This is a genomic window from Sphingomonas sp. S-NIH.Pt15_0812, from assembly GCF_003951315.1.
Classification (GTDB): Bacteria; Pseudomonadota; Alphaproteobacteria; order Sphingomonadales; family Sphingomonadaceae; genus Sphingomonas.
Window position 1 is genome coordinate 30,397 of record NZ_QLJH01000026.1, and the last position, 17,909, is coordinate 48,305.

The 17,909-nt window shown below is 67.8% G+C and carries 15 protein-coding genes; 11 read left to right on the top strand and 4 right to left on the bottom strand.

Annotated elements, in window-relative coordinates; translation table 11 throughout:
• The first annotated feature begins 183 nt into the window (after window positions 1-183).
• From BRX43_RS15380 to BRX43_RS15405, 6 genes are all read left to right on the top strand, one after another.
• Complete coding sequence (locus BRX43_RS15380) at window positions 184-1,278, top strand: flagellar basal body P-ring protein FlgI (protein ID WP_125995974.1); 1,095 nt, start codon at window positions 184-186, stop codon at window positions 1,276-1,278.
• Entirely contained in the window at window positions 1,275-1,598 is a 324-nt protein-coding gene (locus tag BRX43_RS20945) for a rod-binding protein (protein WP_241214986.1), read from the top strand. Before BRX43_RS15380 ends, BRX43_RS20945 begins: the two co-directional genes overlap by 4 nt.
• A 9-nt stretch (window positions 1,599-1,607) precedes the next feature.
• On the top strand, window positions 1,608-2,945 hold the full coding sequence (gene flgK / locus BRX43_RS15390) for a flagellar hook-associated protein FlgK (RefSeq protein ID WP_125995975.1): 1,338 nt from the start codon (window positions 1,608-1,610) through the stop codon (window positions 2,943-2,945).
• Window positions 2,945-3,847, top strand: a complete 903-nt coding sequence (locus BRX43_RS15395) for a flagellar hook-associated protein 3 (protein WP_241214987.1) — start codon at window positions 2,945-2,947, stop codon at window positions 3,845-3,847. The genes flgK and BRX43_RS15395 overlap by 1 nt, the downstream gene beginning before the upstream one ends.
• 182 nt (window positions 3,848-4,029) lie before the next feature.
• A complete protein-coding gene (motA, locus tag BRX43_RS15400) occupies window positions 4,030-4,893 on the top strand; it encodes a flagellar motor stator protein MotA (RefSeq protein ID WP_125995976.1) in 864 nt (287 codons plus the stop codon).
• A 1-nt stretch (window position 4,894) separates the two neighbouring features.
• Window positions 4,895-5,803 carry a flagellar motor protein MotB gene (locus BRX43_RS15405; RefSeq protein ID WP_125995977.1) on the top strand — a complete coding sequence of 303 codons (909 nt, stop codon included), beginning with the start codon at window positions 4,895-4,897 and terminating at the stop codon, window positions 5,801-5,803.
• Window positions 5,804-5,831: 28 nt separating this feature from the next.
• Here the strand turns inward: BRX43_RS15405 and BRX43_RS15410 are convergent, their stop codons facing one another.
• From BRX43_RS15410 to BRX43_RS15425, 4 genes are all read right to left on the bottom strand, one after another.
• Complete coding sequence (locus BRX43_RS15410; protein WP_206433241.1) at window positions 5,832-7,823, bottom strand: TonB-dependent receptor; 1,992 nt, start codon at window positions 7,821-7,823, stop codon at window positions 5,832-5,834.
• A 141-nt stretch (window positions 7,824-7,964) separates the two neighbouring features.
• The gene (locus BRX43_RS15415; protein WP_206433242.1) at window positions 7,965-8,333 is read right to left on the bottom strand and encodes a hypothetical protein; all 369 of its coding nucleotides are present in this window, start codon (window positions 8,331-8,333) and stop codon (window positions 7,965-7,967) included.
• 121 nt (window positions 8,334-8,454) lie between these two features.
• Complete coding sequence (locus BRX43_RS15420) at window positions 8,455-8,853, bottom strand: MerR family DNA-binding transcriptional regulator (RefSeq protein ID WP_241214988.1); 399 nt, start codon at window positions 8,851-8,853, stop codon at window positions 8,455-8,457.
• Window positions 8,840-10,540, bottom strand: a complete 1,701-nt coding sequence (locus tag BRX43_RS15425) for a long-chain fatty acid--CoA ligase (protein WP_277600167.1) — start codon at window positions 10,538-10,540, stop codon at window positions 8,840-8,842. Before BRX43_RS15425 ends, BRX43_RS15420 begins: the two co-directional genes overlap by 14 nt.
• Before the next feature lie 174 nt (window positions 10,541-10,714).
• Here BRX43_RS15425 and BRX43_RS15430 point away from each other — a divergent pair, with 174 nt between their 5' ends.
• The 5 genes from BRX43_RS15430 to BRX43_RS15450 all read left to right on the top strand — a co-directional run.
• Entirely contained in the window at window positions 10,715-11,851 is a 1,137-nt protein-coding gene (locus BRX43_RS15430; RefSeq protein ID WP_125995980.1) for a thiolase family protein, read from the top strand.
• 1 nt (window position 11,852) lies between these two features.
• Window positions 11,853-14,180: a 3-hydroxyacyl-CoA dehydrogenase/enoyl-CoA hydratase family protein gene (locus tag BRX43_RS15435; RefSeq protein ID WP_125995981.1), complete on the top strand. Its 2,328-nt coding sequence runs from the start codon at window positions 11,853-11,855 to the stop codon at window positions 14,178-14,180.
• Window positions 14,181-14,191: 11 nt separating this feature from the next.
• The gene (locus tag BRX43_RS15440; protein WP_125995982.1) at window positions 14,192-15,988 is read left to right on the top strand and encodes an acyl-CoA dehydrogenase C-terminal domain-containing protein; all 1,797 of its coding nucleotides are present in this window, start codon (window positions 14,192-14,194) and stop codon (window positions 15,986-15,988) included.
• 230 nt (window positions 15,989-16,218) lie between these two features.
• Window positions 16,219-16,659, top strand: coding sequence for a DUF2147 domain-containing protein (locus BRX43_RS15445; protein ID WP_125995983.1), 441 nt, complete (start codon window positions 16,219-16,221; stop codon window positions 16,657-16,659).
• A gap of 47 nt (window positions 16,660-16,706) precedes the next feature.
• Window positions 16,707-17,909 (top strand): porin (locus BRX43_RS15450; RefSeq protein ID WP_125995984.1); only part of this gene is annotated, 1,203 nt, incomplete at its 3' end.

Here is a 17,909-nt window from a genome sequence, read left to right on the forward strand (position 1 = left end):
CCCGGCGGAGGCCGGGGTCCAGTTACGGGTCGCTTTGAACGACTCGCAGACGTCCCCCGACTGGATCCCGGTCTTCGCCGGGATGACGACAAGGGGTCTTCGCCAAGGTCTTGCAGCGGGCGGATCGGAAAAACACCGCTGGCTAACGCTTTGATAACCAAGCACCCGGCAAAAGTTGCCGCCATGCTCCGAGTCTTTTTCGCCGCGCTCGCCGCGCTGATCCTCGCCACCCCGGCGACCGCCGACCGGATCAAGGATCTCGGCGGGTTCCAGGGCATCCGCTCGAACCAGCTCACCGGTTACGGCGTGGTCGTCGGCCTGCCCGGCACCGGCGACGACAATCTGGACTATACGGTCCAGTCGCTCAAGGCGGTCGCCTCGCGCTTCGGCCTGCAGCTGCCGCCCAATGCCAATCCGGGGATGAAGAATGCGGCGGTGGTGATGATCACCGCCGAGCTGCCGCCCTTCGCCAAGCCGGGCCAGCGGCTGGACATCACCGTCGCCTCGATGGGCAAGGCCAAGAGCCTGCGCGGCGGCAGCCTGATCCTGACGCCGCTGCTCGGTGCCGACGGGCAGATCTATGCGATGGCGCAGGGCAATCTGGCAGTCGGCGGCCTGGGCGCGGAGGGCGCGGACGGGTCGAAGATCGTCGTCAACGTCCCCTCCACCGGCCGCATCCCCGAGGGCGCGACCGTCGAGCGCGCGGTCGCCACCGGCTTCGACACCGCCCCCACCCTCACCTTCAACCTGGCGCGCGCCGACTTCACCACCGCGCAGAATGTCGCGGGCGCGATCAACCAGAAGCTGGGCCTGGGCGTGGCCGAGGCGATCGACGCGGTGTCGATCGCGGTGCGCGCGCCGACCGGCGCGGACCGGCGCGCGACGCTGATGTCGATGATCGAGAATCTCGACGTCGTCTCCGCCGAGCCGCCCGCCAAGGTGATCGTCAATGCGCGCACCGGCACCGTCGTGATCAACTCCGCCGTGCGCGTCGGCCCCGCCGCCGTCACCCATGGCAAGCTGACGGTGCGGATCGACGAGAACCAGCGGATCAGCCAGCCCGCCCCCTTCAGCCAGGGCCAGACCGCGCTGGAGCGCAAGTCCAACGTCGCGATCGACGAGGAGAAGAAGCCGATGTTCCTGCTCGCCCCCGGTCCGCGTCTCGCCGATGTGGTGAAGGCGGTGAACGCGATCGGCGCATCGCCCGCCGACCTGGTCGCCATCCTGGAGGCGCTGAAGGAAGCCGGCGCGCTCAAGGCGGAGCTGATCGTCCTGTGACCGACATCACCACGCCCGCACCGCTCGCCACCGCCGCCTCGACCGGCCCCGCCGATGCGCGGCGGCTGGCGACGGGCGCCAATCTCGACAAGGCGGCCAAGCAGTTCGAATCGGTCTTCACCGGCATGATGCTGAAGTCGATGCGCCAGGCGAAGCTGGCCGACCCGCTGTTCGACAGCAAGGCGCTCGACACCTTCCGCGACATGCAGGACCAGATGACCGTCAAGGCGATGGCGGAGCATACGCCCTTGGGAATCGGTAAAGCGATGCGCGAGTTCCTGGCGAAATCGCAAGCCGATCTTAAGACTCCCGAACGATAAGGGCGGGTCATGAGCGACCTCCTGTCCATCGGCGCCTCGGGCGTCCGCGCCTATCAGAGCGCGCTGTCCGTGACCGGCGAGAACATCGCCAATTCGGGCGCGGCCGGCTATGTCCGGCGCAGCGTGCGGCTGACCGAAATGGGCGCGGGCGCCGGGCTGGTCGATGTGCCGGCGGCGGGCAATGGCGTGCTGATGACCGGCATCGTCCGTTCCACCGACGTCTATGCCAGCCAGGCGGTGCGGAGCGCATCCGCCGACCTGTCGCGCACCACGGCGGGCGTGCAATGGCTCGACCGGATCGAGAAGACGCTGACCGGCAACGAATTGTCGGCGCGCATGACCGGCTTCTTCGGCAGCGCCAATACGCTGGCCGCCGAACCCGATTCCACCGCGCTGCGTCAGGGGATGCTGAGCGCCGCCGAGTCGCTCGGCATCGCCTTCACCGCCACCGGCCAGTCGTTCGACCAGATCGACCAGGACATGGACGCGGCGGGCCGCCAGGCGACGACCCAGCTCAACGCGCTGGGCCGCGCGCTGGTCCAGATCAATGACGGCCTGGGCCGCACCACGCCCAACACCGCCGCCGCCGCGCAGTTGACCGACCAGCGCGATCAGATCCTCGACCAGATGAGCGCGATCGTCGATATCGACGTGACCACCGACTCGCTCGGCCGCACCAACGTCAAGCTGGGCGGCGCGAACGGCCAGGCCTTCGTCAACCAGAACCTGTCCGGCGCGGTCGCCTATCAGCGGGCCAAGGGCGAGGTCGTGCTGGCCGTGTCGATGAACGGCGGGGTCGGCATCCTGTCGCCCAGCGGCGGCGCGCTTGCCGGCATCGTCGACGGGGCGCAGCGCGTCTCGGCCGCGCGCGAGAAGGTGGAGGATGTCGCCGCCGACTTCGTGGCCCGGGTCAACGCCAACCAGAAGGCGGGCGAGGACCAGACCGGCGCCGCCGGGCAGGCGATGTTCACGGTCGGCACTCGGCCCACCGACATCGCCGTCGCGCTGACCAGCGGCGCGCAGATCGCGGCGGCCGATCCGGGCGGCGGCAGGCGCGACTCGAGCAAGCTGACCGATCTGGAGGGGCTTCGCGGGGCCAAGGGCTGGGAAGCCTCGCTGACCGCGACGATCACCAACAATGCCAGCACGCTCGACCAGCGCAACACCATCGCCGCCGCGCAGGGCGGGATCCGCGACGGCGCGATGTCGGCGCTGACCAGCACCACCGGCGTCAATCTGGACAGCGAGGCGGTGGAGCTGATGCGCTATCAACAGGCGTATCAGGCCTCCAGCCGCGTCATCCAGATCGCGCGCGACACCCTCCAGACCATATTGGATATTCGCTGATGGGCGTGCAGCTTTCCACCGCCAGCTTCTACGACAGCAATGCGCGACGCCTGTCGTCCATGTCGGCGCGCGCGCAGACGTTGCAGACCGAGATCGCCACCGGCAAGCGGATCACCACCCCGTCGCAGGACCCGGCGGTGGCGCAGCAGCTCGCCGAACTGGCGCGCAAGGACAGCGACGCCGCCGCTTACGGCGCGAACATGACGCTGGCCGGATCGCTCCTGACCCAGGCGGACGGCGTGCTGGGCCAGATCGCCACCCAGCTCCAGCGCGCGCGCGAGCTGACCACCCAGGCGGCGACCGGCACCCAGAATTCCGAGACGCGCAAGATCATCGGCACCGAGCTGGAGTCGATCGTCGGCGCGATCGCCGGCCTGGCCAATACGCGCAACGTACGCGGCCAGCCGCTGTTCGGCACGCCGGACGGCACGCCCGCCGTGGTGCAGAATCCCGGCGGCGGCTTCACCTATGCGCCGATCAACGTGTCCGAAGTGCCGATCGCCGATGGCCAGAGCGTGCAGGCGACCGAGAGCGCCGCGCGCATCTTCACCCAGGCCGACGGCACCGACACGTTGAAGATGCTGTCCGATCTCGCCGCCGCGCTAAAGGACAATGCCACCGACGGCAGCGCCGCCAATGCCGCGCTCGACAAGATCAGCGCCGCGACCGACCAGGTCTCGCTGGTTCAGGCGTCGATCGGCGCGCGATCGGCGCGGGTCGAGCTGCAACAGTCGCTGGCGACCACCGCCAATACCGATCGCGGCGACCTGCGCTCCAAGCTGGAGGACACCGACGTGACCTCGGCGGTGATCGAATTGCAGCAGCTGATGACCGCGCTGTCGGCGACCCAGGCCAGCTTCACCAAATTGTCCGGCCTGTCGCTGTTCGATTATCTGCGCTGAGTCGCCGGCACCAGCATGACGGTCCCCTGACCCCGGATCGTCATCGCGCGCGCCGCGACGGAGCGGAATTGGGCGCCGGGCACCCGGCAAATTTTTCCGGGTGGTAACGGATTGGCGAGGAAGTCCGGTTAACCCGTTGAACATCAAGCCGGCCTTGGCCGGATACCGGGGGTGTCGCGTTCATGTTTCCAGCCATCGGCCTCGTGGTCCTGCTCGTCATGGTGTTCGGCGGCTTCGCCTTCACGGGCGGCGCGCTCGGCCCCGTCATGGAGGCGATCCCGCACGAGATGCTCATCATCGGCGGCGCGGCGGCGGGCGCGCTCATCATCGGCAATTCGGGCGCCGAGCTGAAGGCGATGGGCGGCGGCCTGGCCAAGGTGTTCAAGGGCCCGAAATACAAGAAGCAGGATTATCTCGACACCATCTTCCTGGTGTCGAAGCTGATGAAGATGCTGCGCATGGAGGGGCCGATCGCGGTGGAGCCGCATGTCGAGGACCCCGCCTCCTCCGCCGTCTTCGCCGAATATCCCAAGCTGTTGAAGGACCATACGCTCATCGCGATGATCGCCGACACGCTGCGGCTGGTGGTGGTGTCGTCGGGCACGCTCGACGTCCATGCGGTCGAGGACGTGATGGACCATGCGATCAAGACCCACCACCACGAGGTGGAGGGGCCGCAGCACACGCTGACCAGCCTGGCCGATTCGCTGCCCGCGCTCGGCATCGTCGCGGCGGTGCTGGGCATCGTGAAGACGATGGGCTCGATCGACAAGCCGCCCTCGGTGCTGGGCGGGATGATCGGGTCGGCGCTGGTCGGCACCTTCATGGGCGTGCTGCTCGCCTATGGCATCGTCTCGCCGCTGGCGGGCCGGCTGAAGCAGGTGATCGACGCCGACGCCGCCATCTATGACGTGGTGAAGCAGATCATCATCGCCTCGCTCCACGGCCATCCGCAGCCCCTGGTGATCGAGGCGGCACGCGCCGGCATCGCGCACAAGAACCAGCCCGGCTTCGCCGAGGTGTTCGATGGGCTGAGGGGCAAGTAACATGGCGAAGGCGGCACCGCACGGCCACAACATCCCGCCCAAGATCATCGTCAAGAAGATCTATATCGAGGGCGGCGGCGGCCATCATGGCGGCGCGTGGAAGGTCGCCTATGCCGATTTCGTGACCGCGATGATGGCGTTCTTCCTGCTGCTCTGGCTGCTGGGCGCCACGACCGAGAAGCAGCGCAAGGGCATCGCCGACTATTTCGCGCCGACCTTGATCGACACGCATGCGATCGGCATCGGCGGCTCGGGCCTGCTCGGCGGCGAATCGCTGATGTCGAACAACAAATTGGGACCCAAGGCCGCCGCCGCGCGCGTCGCGTCGATGGGCCTGGCCGCGCCGATCGAGCAGCAGGGTCCCGAAAGTGGCCTCGGCAAGAAGGGCTCGCTGCGCAGCACGCCGGCCAGCCGGGCCGAGGATCTGAAATCCTTCGAGGCGATGCGCCGCCAGGTGATGGCCAAGATCGCCGGGTCGAAGCAGCTCGCCAGGCTCGCCAACCATATCCGCTTCGTCCGCACCGCCGACGGCCTGCGCATCGACCTGGTCGACGACGCGGATTATTCGATGTTCGCCAGCGGCACGACGGTGCTGGACGGGCGCGCGGGCGATCTGATCGGCATGATCGCCCAGTCGATCGCGCCGATGGGCAATCCGATCATGATCCGCGGTCATACCGACAGCGTGCCTTATGGCGACCCGCGCGCGATGAACAACTGGATGCTCGCCACCGGCCGCGCCGAGGCGACCCGCCGCCGCCTGGCGCTGGGCGGCCTCCCCGAAGCGCGGTTCGACCGGATCGAGGGCGTCGCCGACCGCGAGCCGATGATCGCCAACAACCCCGCCGACCCCCGCAACCGCCGGGTGGCGATCACCTTGCTCTATCGACGGGGCGTGTTCGGGCAGTGAGCGGGGCCCGATCGACGTTCGGCGCGCCTCAGAAGTTGGCGGACACGCCCATCCAGAAGGTCCGGCCGTAATTGACGGTGCTATAGGTTGCATCGTCCAGCCGCTTGTCGCCGATATTGTAGATGCCGCCCTGGACCCGGAACCCGCGACCCAGGTCATGGCTGCCCAGCAGGTCCGCCGTCAGATAGGCGGGGGCGGATTCACCGGTGATCCGCGCCTGATATTCGCGGCCATAATAGTTGATCGAGGTCCACACCCGCGTCGCCTGGCTGATCTCCCAGTCGCCGCGCACATTGCCCTTCCATTTCGGTGTCAGGGCCAGCGGCGCGCCCTTGTTCGGGCCGCTCTTCTGCTCGGAATCGAGATAGGTCATGTTGCCGCGCACCGAGAAGGCGGGATCGATCCGCCAGCGTCCGCTCACCTCGACGCCCAGGATCGATGCGCGGTTGACGTTGATTCGATCGAGCACCTGCAACCCCTCCCAGCGCCGGCTGGTGGTCACCGTCGACAGCTGGTCGCGGAAATCATTGTAGAAGATCGTCGCGCCCGCCGAGATACCGGTCCGGTTCGACCACATGGCGGTCGCTTCGTAATTGGTGCTGCTCTCCGGCTTCAGGTCGGGATTGCCGAACTGGACGAAGCGATTGCGCCGGACCACGGCATAGCCGGGGATGACGGCGCGCAGTTCCGGCGCCTTGAAGCCGCGCGCGACGCCGCCCTTCAGCGTCCAGCGGTCGGTGACGTGCCACACGGCATAGGCGCGCGGATTGACGTGCCGGCCATATTTCTGATGGTCGTCCAGCCGGACACCGCCGGTCAGGCTCAGCGCCGGCGAGACCCGCCATTCCGTCTCCGCGAAGATGCCGCGCTGGACCACGGAATAGCGCTCATATTCCCGCTCGTTGGGCTTGCCGCGATTGGCCTGGTTCCAGTCGCGCAGGCCGGTGCGCAGCCATTGCACGCCGATGGTGGTGGTGTTGCGGGTGGTCGGCAGGACCAGCTTGGCGTCGAACACCTGGTTGCGCACCTCCGGCCGGCGTCCGAAGACATCGGTCTGGGCGGGCGTCGCCAGTCCTTCGCGGCTGGAAGTCTCGTCCAGATAGGACAGGAAGGAGGCGAGCCGGCCCCAGCGGCCATTATGCATCAGCGACCAATAGTCGCGATTATTGTCCTGCTGGCGCGTCGACCAATTGGGGCTGATGCCCTGCCCGTTGCGCAGCCGCGACACGCCGCCCTCCAGGATCAGTTCCTGGTTCGCCGCCGGGGTCAGCACCGCGCGTCCGGTCGCGCTGCGGTTGCGCGCGCGGGCGAAGCCGTTGGTGACCAGGACATTGTCGTCCGCCGCCCGGCCCAGATAGCTGCTCCAGGCCTGCACGCCCAGCAGCCCGCCGATCACCGGCCCGCTGATATAGCCCTGCACGAAACCTTCATTGCCCTGGTCGCCATGCTGGCGCAGCGAATAGTCATAGGACAGGGTGCCGCTCCACACCGGGGTCGGCCGGCGGGTGATGACGTTGATGACGCCGCCGATCGCGTCCGAGCCGTAGAGCGACGACATCGGTCCGCGCACCACCTCGATCCGCTCGATCGCGGCGGCGGGCGGGGTCAGGCTCTGCTCATAGCCGCGATTGCCGTTGACCCGCGATTCGCGCGCGCTCTGCCGGCGGCCGTCGACCAGGATCAGCGTATAGTCGCCCGGCATGCCGCGCATCTGGATGTCGCGTTCGTTGGCGTTGCCGTTGACGACGACGCCCTCCACGTCGCGCACGGCGTCGGCCAGGTTATGGATCGCGCGACGGCGCAGGTCCGCGCCGTCGATGACCGTGACCGAGGCCGGCGCATCCTCCTGCTTCTGTTGAAAGCCGGTGGCGGTCACGACGATATCGTCGCCGCCGCCGGTTTCGGACGCGGTCGGCGTGGTGCTTTGCGCCTGTGCCGGCGCGGCGGCGATCATGGCCGCCAGCGACAGGGCAACAGAATAGGACCGCGTCGACGGACGCGGGAAACGGTTAGGCAGCATGAATTCCCCCTACGGAATGAGCCTCTCCCAACGCGTTCCCGCTAATGCGGATGCGAACCGGTATCAACTAAAAAATAACGTAGATTTTACTTTTGGATTGGTATGGGGACTGCGCTCTGGACGCGAGCGCGGCCTACACGATCAGCGCGATGCCTGGAGGCGCTGCGTAATGATTTGATATTTCTCCGGAGTCGTGTCGCGCATCGCCGCATCGCGCGACGACGGAATATCGTCGAACGGGATGGGCTCGGCAAACTGACCGACCGTCAGATCCCACCTTGTACCGTCGATGCGATTGTAGAAGTGCGTGCCGCCAACGGTCCCGGTAGCAAGGATATCTCCCCCGAAATGATCCTGCACGATCAATGCCGTGACGCTGCAATGATTTTTCGCGGGGTTTTCAGCGGACCAGCTTTCCGGAGGACTGGCGGTTTCGGCGGACCATGATGTTCGAAGTTTGCGATACAGGTCGATCTGCGTGTCGAAGGATTTTGCTGGCATATCGTTCATACCGTATCCGATGGGGTCCAGGCCGCCACCTCTACTTTCGGGTGATGCGACGCGAAAGCCGGACCCGCCGTTTCCCGATGCCGTTCGAACCGGCATTGCGCCTTTCCAGCACGGACGCCCCTCACCCCCCGGCCACCGGCTCCTCGATCCGTGCCAGCGCCTCGCGCTCGATCGTCGCCAGTTCGACCAGCGTCTGGTCGATGGCGTGGCGTTGCACCTCCAGTTCGTCGATCCGCTCGCGGCAGCGACCGGCCAGGCGGCGCATCTGCTCCACATGCTGCGGATCGGCATCGTACAGATCGAGGAACTCCTCGATCTCGCGCAGCGAGAAGCCCAGCCGCTTGCCGCGAAGGATCAACTGCATCCGCGCCGTGTCGCGCCGCGTATAGACGCGCGTCGAACCGATGCGCAGCGGCTGGATCAGCCCGCGATCCTCGTAGAAGCGCAGGGTGCGTTGCGTCACGCCCAGGCTGGTCGCCACCTCCTGGATGCCGCGCAGGTCCCGATCATCTTGGCTCACCGGCCACTCCCCCATTGTCCCCCGACCGCGCCGCCCGCGCGACCTCTTCCTCGACCAGCTCCTTCTTGGACAGCTTGCCGATCAACGTCTTGGGCAGGCTTTCGCGGATTTCCACCTCGCGCGGAAGCTCGATCTTGCTGATCTTGTCGCGCAGGAAGTCGCGCAACCCCTCCGCCGTCGCGGATGCGCCGGGGGTCAGCGTCACGAACGCCTTGGGCGCCTGGCCGCGATAGCGGTCGGCGACGCCGATCACCACCGCCTCGGCGACCTCGGGATGCTCGTACAGCGCCTCCTCGATCACCCGCGGATAGACATTGTAGCCGCCGCACAGGATCATGTCCTTGATCCGGTCGACGATGAACAGATAGCCGTCCGCGTCGAGATAGCCGACATCGCCGGTGCGCAGCGCGCCCTCGGCGAACACCGCCTCGGTCTCGGCGGGCTTGTGCCAATAGCCGGCCATCACCTGGGGCCCGCGCGCGCAGATCTCGCCCTTCTCGCCGGTCGCGACGATGCGCGTCGGATTCTCGCGGTCGCGGATCTCGATCGTCGTGCCGGGAAAGGGCAGGCCGGCCGATCCCTCCTTGTTCACGCCCTCGAACGGGTTGCAGGTGATGATCGGCGACGCCTCCGACAGGCCGTAACCCTCGACCAGCTTGGCGCGGGTATGGTGTTCGAAGGCGTGGCGCACCTCGATCGGCAGCGGCGCGCCGCCCGAGATGCAGACCTTGATCGCCGACAGGTCGGGCCGCTCGCCCTCGGGCAGATTGGCGAGCGCGTTGTAGATGGTCGGCACCGCCGGGAAATAGGTCGGCCGCGTCCGCTTCAGCGTGGCGAGCAGCTGCTTCAGCTCGAACCGGGGCAGCAGGATCATCTCCGCCCCCGTCCGCGCCGAGAAGGTGAGGACGTTGGTCAGCGCGAAGACGTGGAACAGTGGCAGCACGCCCAGCACCCGATCCTGCTCCGCCGCCTCGCCGCCGACATGCGCGACCATCGCATCGGCGTTCGACACCAGGTTGGCATGGCTCAGCATCGCCGCCTTGGGCACGCCGGTGGTGCCGCCGGTATATTGCAGCACCGCCACGTCGTCGGGCGCGACCGCGACCGGCACGGGAGTCGCGCCGCGCGCCATCAGGTCGCGGAAGTAGAGGTGCCGCGCGTCGCGGGGCGCGCGGCCGATCTCGCGGCGCTTGACCAGCCGGTAGCCGATCCGCTTCGCGAACGGCAGCGCGTCGGCGATCGGGCAGCTGACGACATGGCGCAGCATCGTCTCGCCCGCCACCTTGAGCACGCGCGCCTGGATCTCGGCCAGATCGCAGGTGACGATGATCTCCGCGCCCGAATCCGCGATCAGATGGTGCAGCTCGCGCTCGACATAGAGCGGGTTGACGTTGACGACGATGCCGCCGACCTTGAGCGTCGCGAAGAACAGGATGGGGTAATAGGGCGTGTTGGGCAGGCAGAGCGCGACCCGCGTTCCCTTCACGACGCCCAGGGATTGCAGCCCCGCCGCCGCCCGATCGACCGCCGCGCCCAATTCGCCCCAGCGGGTGATCCGGCCCATGAAGTCGATCGCGGCGCGATTGCCGAAGCGTCGGACCGAATCGTCGAGCAGGGCGCCCAGCAATCGCGGTCGCACGTCGAGCGGCGCGCCCTGCTTGATCGCGGGCGCAAGCCCCCCGTTCAAGCCATCTCCCGCGTCCGCCGTGCCTGTCGCGATTCCGTTCATCCTCGCATCCTCTCCATCCCGAGCATCGGACATATTGTCCGTCTGCACCACTTGACGTAATGGGAAGCTATCGCACCTATAGGACATACCGCAAGCCCAAGCGGCTGCGGCCGGAGCATCAGAGAGGATTTCATGACCAACGTCGTCATCGCCGGTTATGCCCGTTCGCCCTTCCACCTCGCCGGCAAGGGCGCGCTGGCGCGGGTCCGTCCCGACGACCTGGCCGCGCAGACGATCCGGGGGTTGATCGACCGGTCCGGCGTCGATCCGGCGCTGATCGAGGATATCGTGCTGGGCTGCGCCTTTCCGGAAGGCGAGCAGGGGCTGAACGTCGCACGGATGATCGGCCTGCTCGCCGACCTGCCGCTGTCGGTCGGCGGCATGACGGTGAACCGATTCTGCGGATCGTCGATGAGCGCCATCCATATCGCGGTCGGCCAGATCCAGATCGGCGCGGGCGAGGCGTTCATCTGCGCCGGGCTGGAGTCGATGAGCCGCATCCCGATGGGCGGCTACAACCCCCTGCCCAATCCGATGCTCGCCAAGGCCAAGCCCGGCGCGTACATGGGCATGGGCGACACCGCCGAGAATGTCGCGCAGAAATACCAGATCACCCGCGCCGAGCAGGATGGCTTCGCGGTGAAGAGCCAGAAAAAGGCCGCCGCGGCGCGCGCCGCGGGCAAGCTCGCCGACGAGATCGTGCCGATCGTCACCAAGGCCGGCACGGTGAGCGAGGACGGCACGATCCGCCCCGACACCGACGAGGCGGCGCTCGCCGGCCTCAAGCCCGCCTTCCACCAGGACGGCTCGGTGACCGCCGGCACCTCCTCGCCGCTGACCGACGGCGCGAGCGCGGTGCTGGTCACCTCGGAAGACTTCGCCCGCCAGCACGGCCTGACCATCCTGGCGCGGATCAAGTCGGTCGGCATTTCGGGCTGCGAGCCGGAGACGATGGGCCTGGGCCCGATCGGCGCATCCAGAAAGGCGCTGGAGCGCGCAGGCGTTTCGGTGGCGGACCTCGACGTGGTCGAGATCAACGAGGCCTTCGCGTCGCAGGCGATCGCCTGCATCCGCGACCTGGGGCTGAAGGACGAGACGATCAACCTGGACGGCGGCGCGATCGCGATCGGCCATCCGCTGGGCGCGACCGGCGCGCGCATCGTCGGCAAGGCGGCGGCGCTGCTGGCGCGCGAGGGCGGCCGCTATGCGCTCGCCACCCAGTGCATCGGCGGCGGCCAGGGCATCGCCACCGTGCTGGAGCGTGCATGACATGAGCGAGGCTGTGAAAAAGGTCTGCGTGATCGGCGCGGGCGTGATGGGCGCCGGCATCGCCGCGCATGTCGCCAATGCCGGCATCCCCGTGCTGCTGCTCGACATCGTGCCCAAGGATGCGACCGACCGCGACGCGGTCGCCAAGGGCGCGGTGGCGAAGATGCTCAAGACCGATCCCGCCCCCTTCATGTCCAAGGGCGCGGCGAAGCTGGTCGAGACCGGCAATATCGAGGATCATCTCGACCGCGTCGCCGAATGCGACTGGGTGGTCGAGGCGATCGTCGAGCGGCTCGACATCAAGCAGGCGCTCTATGCGCGGCTGGAGCAAGTGAAGCGGCCGGGCACCGCCGTGTCGTCCAACACCTCGACCATTCCGCTGGAACAGCTGGTCGCGGGCCGGTCCGACCAGTTCAAGGCCGATTTCCTCATCACCCATTTCTTCAATCCGCCGCGCTACATGCGGCTGATCGAGATCGTACGCGGCCGGCACAGCGACGCCGCCGTGGCCGGCAAGGTCGAGGATTTCGTCGACCGGTTCCTGGGCAAGCGGATCGTCCGCGCCAAGGATACGCCCGGCTTCATCGCCAATCGCATCGGCACCTATTGGCTGGCGATTGCGATCAACGCCGCGATGGACCAGGGGCTGACCGTCGAGGAGGCCGACCAGATCGGCGGCCGGCCGATGGGCGTGCCCAAGACCGGCATCTTCGGGCTGATCGACCTGGTCGGCGTCGACCTGATGCCGCTGCTGGCGAAGAGCCTGTCCTCGACCCTGCCGGCGGGCGATCCCTATTTCGACACGGTGCGGCCGCTGCCGCTGGTCGACCGGATGATCGCCGAGGGATTTACCGGCCGCAAGGGCAAGGGCGGCTTCTACCGGCTCGACAAGGGCGCGGACGGCACGCGCACCAAGCTGGCGCTCGACCTCGCCACCGGCGAATATCGCCCGCAGGTCACGCCCGAGAAACTGCCGGGCCAGGCGGAGCGCGACCTGGCGGCGCTGGTGACGGCGCCGGGCAAGGCGGGGGCCTATGCCTGGGAGATACTGGGCAAGGTGCTGTCCTATGCCGCGATGCTGGTCGGCGAGGCGGCCGACGATATCGTCGCGATCGATGACGCGATGAAGCTTGGCTATAACTGGAAGTTCGGCCCGTTCGAGCTGATCGACCGCATGGGGCCGGGCCAGCTGGCCGCGCGGCTCAAGGCCGAGGGTCGGCCGGTGCCGGCGATCCTGGCAGCGGTGGGCGACCGCCCCTTCTACCGGATCGAGGACGGCAAGCGGCAATATTGGACGCTGGCCGGCGACTATGCCGATGTGGTGCGGCCGGCGGGCGTGCTGCTGCTGGAGGATATCAAGCTGCGCGGGCAGCCGCTGGCCAAGACCGGCTCCGCGGCCCTGTGGGATATCGGCGACGGCGTCGTGGCGCTGGAATTCACCGGGAAGATGAACGCGCTGGACGAAGAGGTGACCAAGCTGATCCAGCAGGCGATCCCGCTGGTGAAGGCGAAGTACAAGGCGCTGGTCATCTATAACGAGGGGTCGAACTTCTCGGCCGGGGCCAATCTGGGCCTGGCGATGTTCGCGGTGAACATCGCCGCGTGGAGCGAGATCGACAAGCTGATCGCCGCCGGGCAACAGGCATTCAAGGCGCTGAAATACGCCCCCTTCCCGGTCGTGTCGGCCCCCGCCGGCATGGCGCTGGGCGGCGGGTGCGAGGTGCTGCTCCACTCGGATGCGGTGCAGGCCCATGCCGAAAGCTATATCGGCCTGGTCGAATGCGGCGTCGGCCTGCTGCCCGGCTGGGGCGGCAATGGCGAGATGCTGGACCGCTTCGCCAAGGCGCCGATGATGCCCAAGGGGCCAATGCCGGCGGTCGCCAAGGCGTTCGAGACGATCTCGACCGCCAAGGTGTCCAAGTCGGCGGCGGAGGCGAAGGAGCTGATGTTCCTGCGTCACTCCGACGGCATCACCATGAACCGCGACCGGCTGCTGGCCGATGCCAAGGCGCGCGCGCTGGCCCTGGTCGAGGGCTATGCCCCGCCGGAGAAGCCGACCTTCCGCCTGCCGGGCGAGAGCGGCCGGGTCGGCATCGCCGGCGTCGTCGCCGACTTCCGCAAGAAGGGCGTGGCGACCGATTATGACGTGGTGGTCGCCGAACGGCTGGCGACCGTGCTGACCGGCGGCGAGGCCGATCTGGTCGACACCGTCACCGAGGACCAACTGCTCAAGCTGGAGCGCCAGGCGTTCCTGGCGGGCGTCAAGGACAGCCGCACCCAGGCGCGGGTCGAACAGATGCTGACGACCGGCAAGCCGCTGCGCAACTGAGGATCAGGACGATGCAAATCTATACCGCCCCGTTGCGCGACATGCGCTTCGTGCTGCACGAACTCTTCGCCGACCAGCCCTTCGGGCCGCTGGCGCTCTCCGACGACTTCACCCCCGACCTGTACGACGCGATCCTCGAAGAGGCGGCGCGGATGGCGCAGGAGGTGCTGCTGCCGCTCAACGCCAGCGGCGACCTGGAAGGCTGCACTTATGAGAATGGCGTGGTGCGCACGCCCAAGGGCTTTCCGGAGGCCTATGCCCGCTTCCGCGAGGGCGGCTGGGCGGCGCTGTCGTCCGATCCGCGCTGGGGCGGACAGGGCCTGCCGGAGACGGTGAACAAGCTGGTCGAGGAGATGACCTGCTCGGCCAACCTGTCCTTCGGCCTCTATCCCGGCCTGACCCATGGCGCGACCACCGCGATCGAGGGCCATGGCAGCGACGCGCTGAAACAGGCCTATCTGCCCAAGATGGTCAGCGGCGAATGGGCCGGCACCATGTGCCTGACCGAATCGCATTGCGGCACCGACCTCGGCCTGCTCCGCACCCGCGCGGTGCCGCAGGCGGACGGCAGCTATGCGGTGACCGGATCGAAGATCTTCATCTCGTCCGGCGACCATGACCTGACCGACAATATCGTCCATCTGGTCCTGGCCCGCCTGCCCGATGCGCCGGCCGGCGTGAAGGGGATCAGCCTGTTCCTGGTGCCGAAGTTCCTGCCCAAGGACGATGGCAGCCCGGGCGCGCGCAACGGCGTCGCGGTCGCCGGCATCGAGCACAAGATGGGCCTCAAGGCCTCGGCGACCTGCCAGATGAACTTCGACGGGGCGACCGGCTGGCTGGTCGGCGAGCCGAACCGGGGCCTGGCGGCGATGTTCACGATGATGAACACCGAGCGCGTCTCGGTCGGCGTGCAGGGGCTGGGCGTGGGCGAGATCGCCTATCAGTCCGCCGTCGCCTATGCGCGCGACCGGTTGCAGGGCCGCGCGCTGACCGGCCCGGCGCGACCCGACCTGCCCGCCGACCCGATCATCGTCCACCCGGACGTGCGCCGGATGCTGATGACGATGCGCGTCTATGCGGAGGGGTGCCGCGCGCTCGGCCAATGGACCTCGCAGGCGCTGGATGCCGAGAAGCACGGCACCGATCCCGAGGGCCGCGCCCGCGCCACCGACTTCGTCGCGCTGATGACGCCGGTGGTGAAGGCGCTGTTCACCGACCTCGCCTCCGAGGCGGCGAACCTGGCGGTGCAGACCTATGGCGGCCATGGCTATATCCGCGAGCATGGCGTCGAGCAGTTCGTCCGCGATGCGCGCATCTGCCAGATCTATGAGGGGACGAACGGCGTCCAGGCGCTCGACCTGCTCGGCCGCAAGATGCCGGCGAATATGGGCCGCGCGCTCCGCCCCTTCTTCCACAGCGTCTCCGGCCTGCTGGAGGAGCTGACCGGCACGACGGACAAGGTGCTGTCGATCCACGCCACCGCGCTCCACCAGGCATTCGGCGCGTTGCAGCTGACGACGGGCATGCTCGCGCAGAAGGGGTTGAAGGACCCGGACGAGATCGGCGCGGCGGCGACCGATTACCTGCGGATGCTGGGGCTGGTGGGCATCGGCTATTGCTTCCTCAAGGCCGAGCGGATCGCGCAGGACCGGCTGGCCGAGGGAACGGAGGACGAGGCCTTCTACCGCGCCAAGCTGGCCACCTCCGGCTTCTTCTTCGACCGCATCCTGCCCCAGGCGACGACCGGCTTCCTGGTCATCAAGTCGGGCAAGCGGTCGACCATGGCGCTGCCCGCCGACGCCTTCTGATGCTCGTGCTCCTGCGAACGCAGGAGCACGGCCACCCGATGCTTCGCGCACGCCCGCAAAAGACAGCCCTGCTGACCTTGACAGATCAATGGAAAAACATAGGGTCAGGAAGCTTCCCCATGCGTCAGGCAACACCCCTTTAAGTCAAGCCCGGCGCACTGGTGCAATCGGCCGATCGTACATATACGGCGGCCACCAAACGGCCCTGATAGGACCAAGAGGAGAGGATGATGTCGGCACCTGCCCTGTTCGCCACCCTGATCGCATCGGTCGTGGCGCTCGCGCCCGTGGCGGCGTCGGCGCAAGCCGGGCCCAATGCCGCGATCGGCATGTGGAAGACCGAGACCCGCGGCGGCGTGGTCGAGATCCAGCGCTGCGGCGCATCGATCTGCGGCCGGCTGGTCACGTCCGAACTGCTGCGCACCCAGCCCAATCTGAAGGACGCCAACAACAAGGACGCGTCGCTGCGCAACCGTCCGTTGAAGGGCCTGATGCTGCTCAGCGGCTTCAAGGGCGATGGCGATGCCTGGTCGGGCGGCACCATCTACAATGCCGATGACGGCAAGACCTACAACGCCAAGCTGACGCCCATCGGCAACGACCGGCTGAAGGTGCGCGGCTGCGTGTTCGTGCCGCTCTGCAAGACCCAGACCTGGACGCGCGTGCGCTGATCCGGACTGCGGATTTCCATCACCGAACTGACCAAAGGAACTGCTTCATGTCGCTGCGCCTGAAGGTGTCGCTCGCCACCTCCGCCGCCCTGTCCCTGTTCGCCTTCGCCGGCGTCGCGCAGGGTCAGGCCTTCTACCTCCAGGAACAGTCGGCACGCGGCGCCGGTCGCGCCTTTTCGGGCGAGGCGGCCGATACCGGCGCGCAGTCGCTGTGGTGGAACCCGGCCGCGATCGGCGGGCTGGACCAGGGCGATGCGGCGATCGCCGCCTCGGCCATCCTGCCCAAGGGCAAGGTGGTCGACAATGGCACGCTGATCCGCCGGCCGGGCCAGCCCGCCGCCGCGATCGGTGGCCAGTTGGTATCCAAGGATCCGATCAACAACGGCGTGCTGCCGTCCGGCGCGATCGCCTATCCGTTGACCGACCGCATCTCGATCGGCCTGGCGGTGACCTCGCCCTACAGCTTCACCACCGATTACGACGCCGATAGCTGGGCGCGCTATTCCGCCGATCGCACCAAGCTGCTGACCGTCGACATCCAACCCTCGATCGGCGTCGCGTTGACCGACTGGCTGCGCGTCGGCGGCGCGGTGAACGTCGAATATACCGACGCCAGCCTGGGCAATGCCCTGCCCAACCTGTCCGCCGCGCTGCCGGACGGTGCGCAGAAGCTGGAAGGCCATGGCTGGGACCTGGGCTGGACCGCCGGCGTGCAGATGCACAACGACTTCATCACCGTCGGCATCGCCTATAAGTCGCGCATCCAGCATAATCTGAAGGGCGATCTGGAGGTCAGCGGCCTGGTCGGCCCGCTCGCCGCGCAGAACCGCACGATCGATGGCGCGACCGCGGAGTTCTACACGCCCGCCCAGACCATCGTCGGCGCCCGGCTGCGCGCCACCAACGCGCTGACGCTGAACGCGCAGGCGGTCCGCTATAACTGGAGCAAGTTCGACGCGATCCGGCTGGGCGCCCCGATCAACCAGGCGTTGCCGCAAAACTATCGCGACAGCTGGAGCCTGGCGGGCGGCGTCGACTATGCCGTGTCGCCGGCGCTGACGCTGCGTGCGGGCGTGCAGCATGCCACCACCCCGACCCGGAACGGCCAGCGCGATGCGCGCGTGCCCGACTCGAACCGCTGGAACTATGGCGCTGGCGCGACCTTCAACGTCACCTCGCGCTTCTCGATCGACGCCGCCGGCAATTATGTCGACTTCAAGAACGCACCGATCGACCGGATCACCGCCGCC

Excerpts from the sequence above, each read along its gene's own strand:
- BRX43_RS15380 (WP_125995974.1), top strand. The coding sequence starts at position 184 with ATGCTCCGAGTCTTTTTCGCCGCGCTCGCCGCGCTGATCCTCGCCACC.
- flgK (WP_125995975.1), top strand. The coding sequence starts at position 1,608 with ATGAGCGACCTCCTGTCCATCGGCGCCTCGGGCGTCCGCGCCTATCAG.
- BRX43_RS15395 (WP_241214987.1), top strand. The coding sequence starts at position 2,945 with ATGGGCGTGCAGCTTTCCACCGCCAGCTTCTACGACAGCAATGCGCGA.
- motA (WP_125995976.1), top strand. The coding sequence starts at position 4,030 with ATGTTTCCAGCCATCGGCCTCGTGGTCCTGCTCGTCATGGTGTTCGGC.
- BRX43_RS15405 (WP_125995977.1), top strand. The coding sequence starts at position 4,895 with ATGGCGAAGGCGGCACCGCACGGCCACAACATCCCGCCCAAGATCATC.
- BRX43_RS15410 (WP_206433241.1), bottom strand. The coding sequence starts at position 7,823 with ATGCTGCCTAACCGTTTCCCGCGTCCGTCGACGCGGTCCTATTCTGTT.
- BRX43_RS15415 (WP_206433242.1), bottom strand. The coding sequence starts at position 8,333 with ATGAACGATATGCCAGCAAAATCCTTCGACACGCAGATCGACCTGTAT.
- BRX43_RS15430 (WP_125995980.1), top strand. The coding sequence starts at position 10,715 with ATGACCAACGTCGTCATCGCCGGTTATGCCCGTTCGCCCTTCCACCTC.
- BRX43_RS15435 (WP_125995981.1), top strand. The coding sequence starts at position 11,853 with ATGAGCGAGGCTGTGAAAAAGGTCTGCGTGATCGGCGCGGGCGTGATG.
- BRX43_RS15440 (WP_125995982.1), top strand. The coding sequence starts at position 14,192 with ATGCAAATCTATACCGCCCCGTTGCGCGACATGCGCTTCGTGCTGCAC.
- BRX43_RS15445 (WP_125995983.1), top strand. The coding sequence starts at position 16,219 with ATGTCGGCACCTGCCCTGTTCGCCACCCTGATCGCATCGGTCGTGGCG.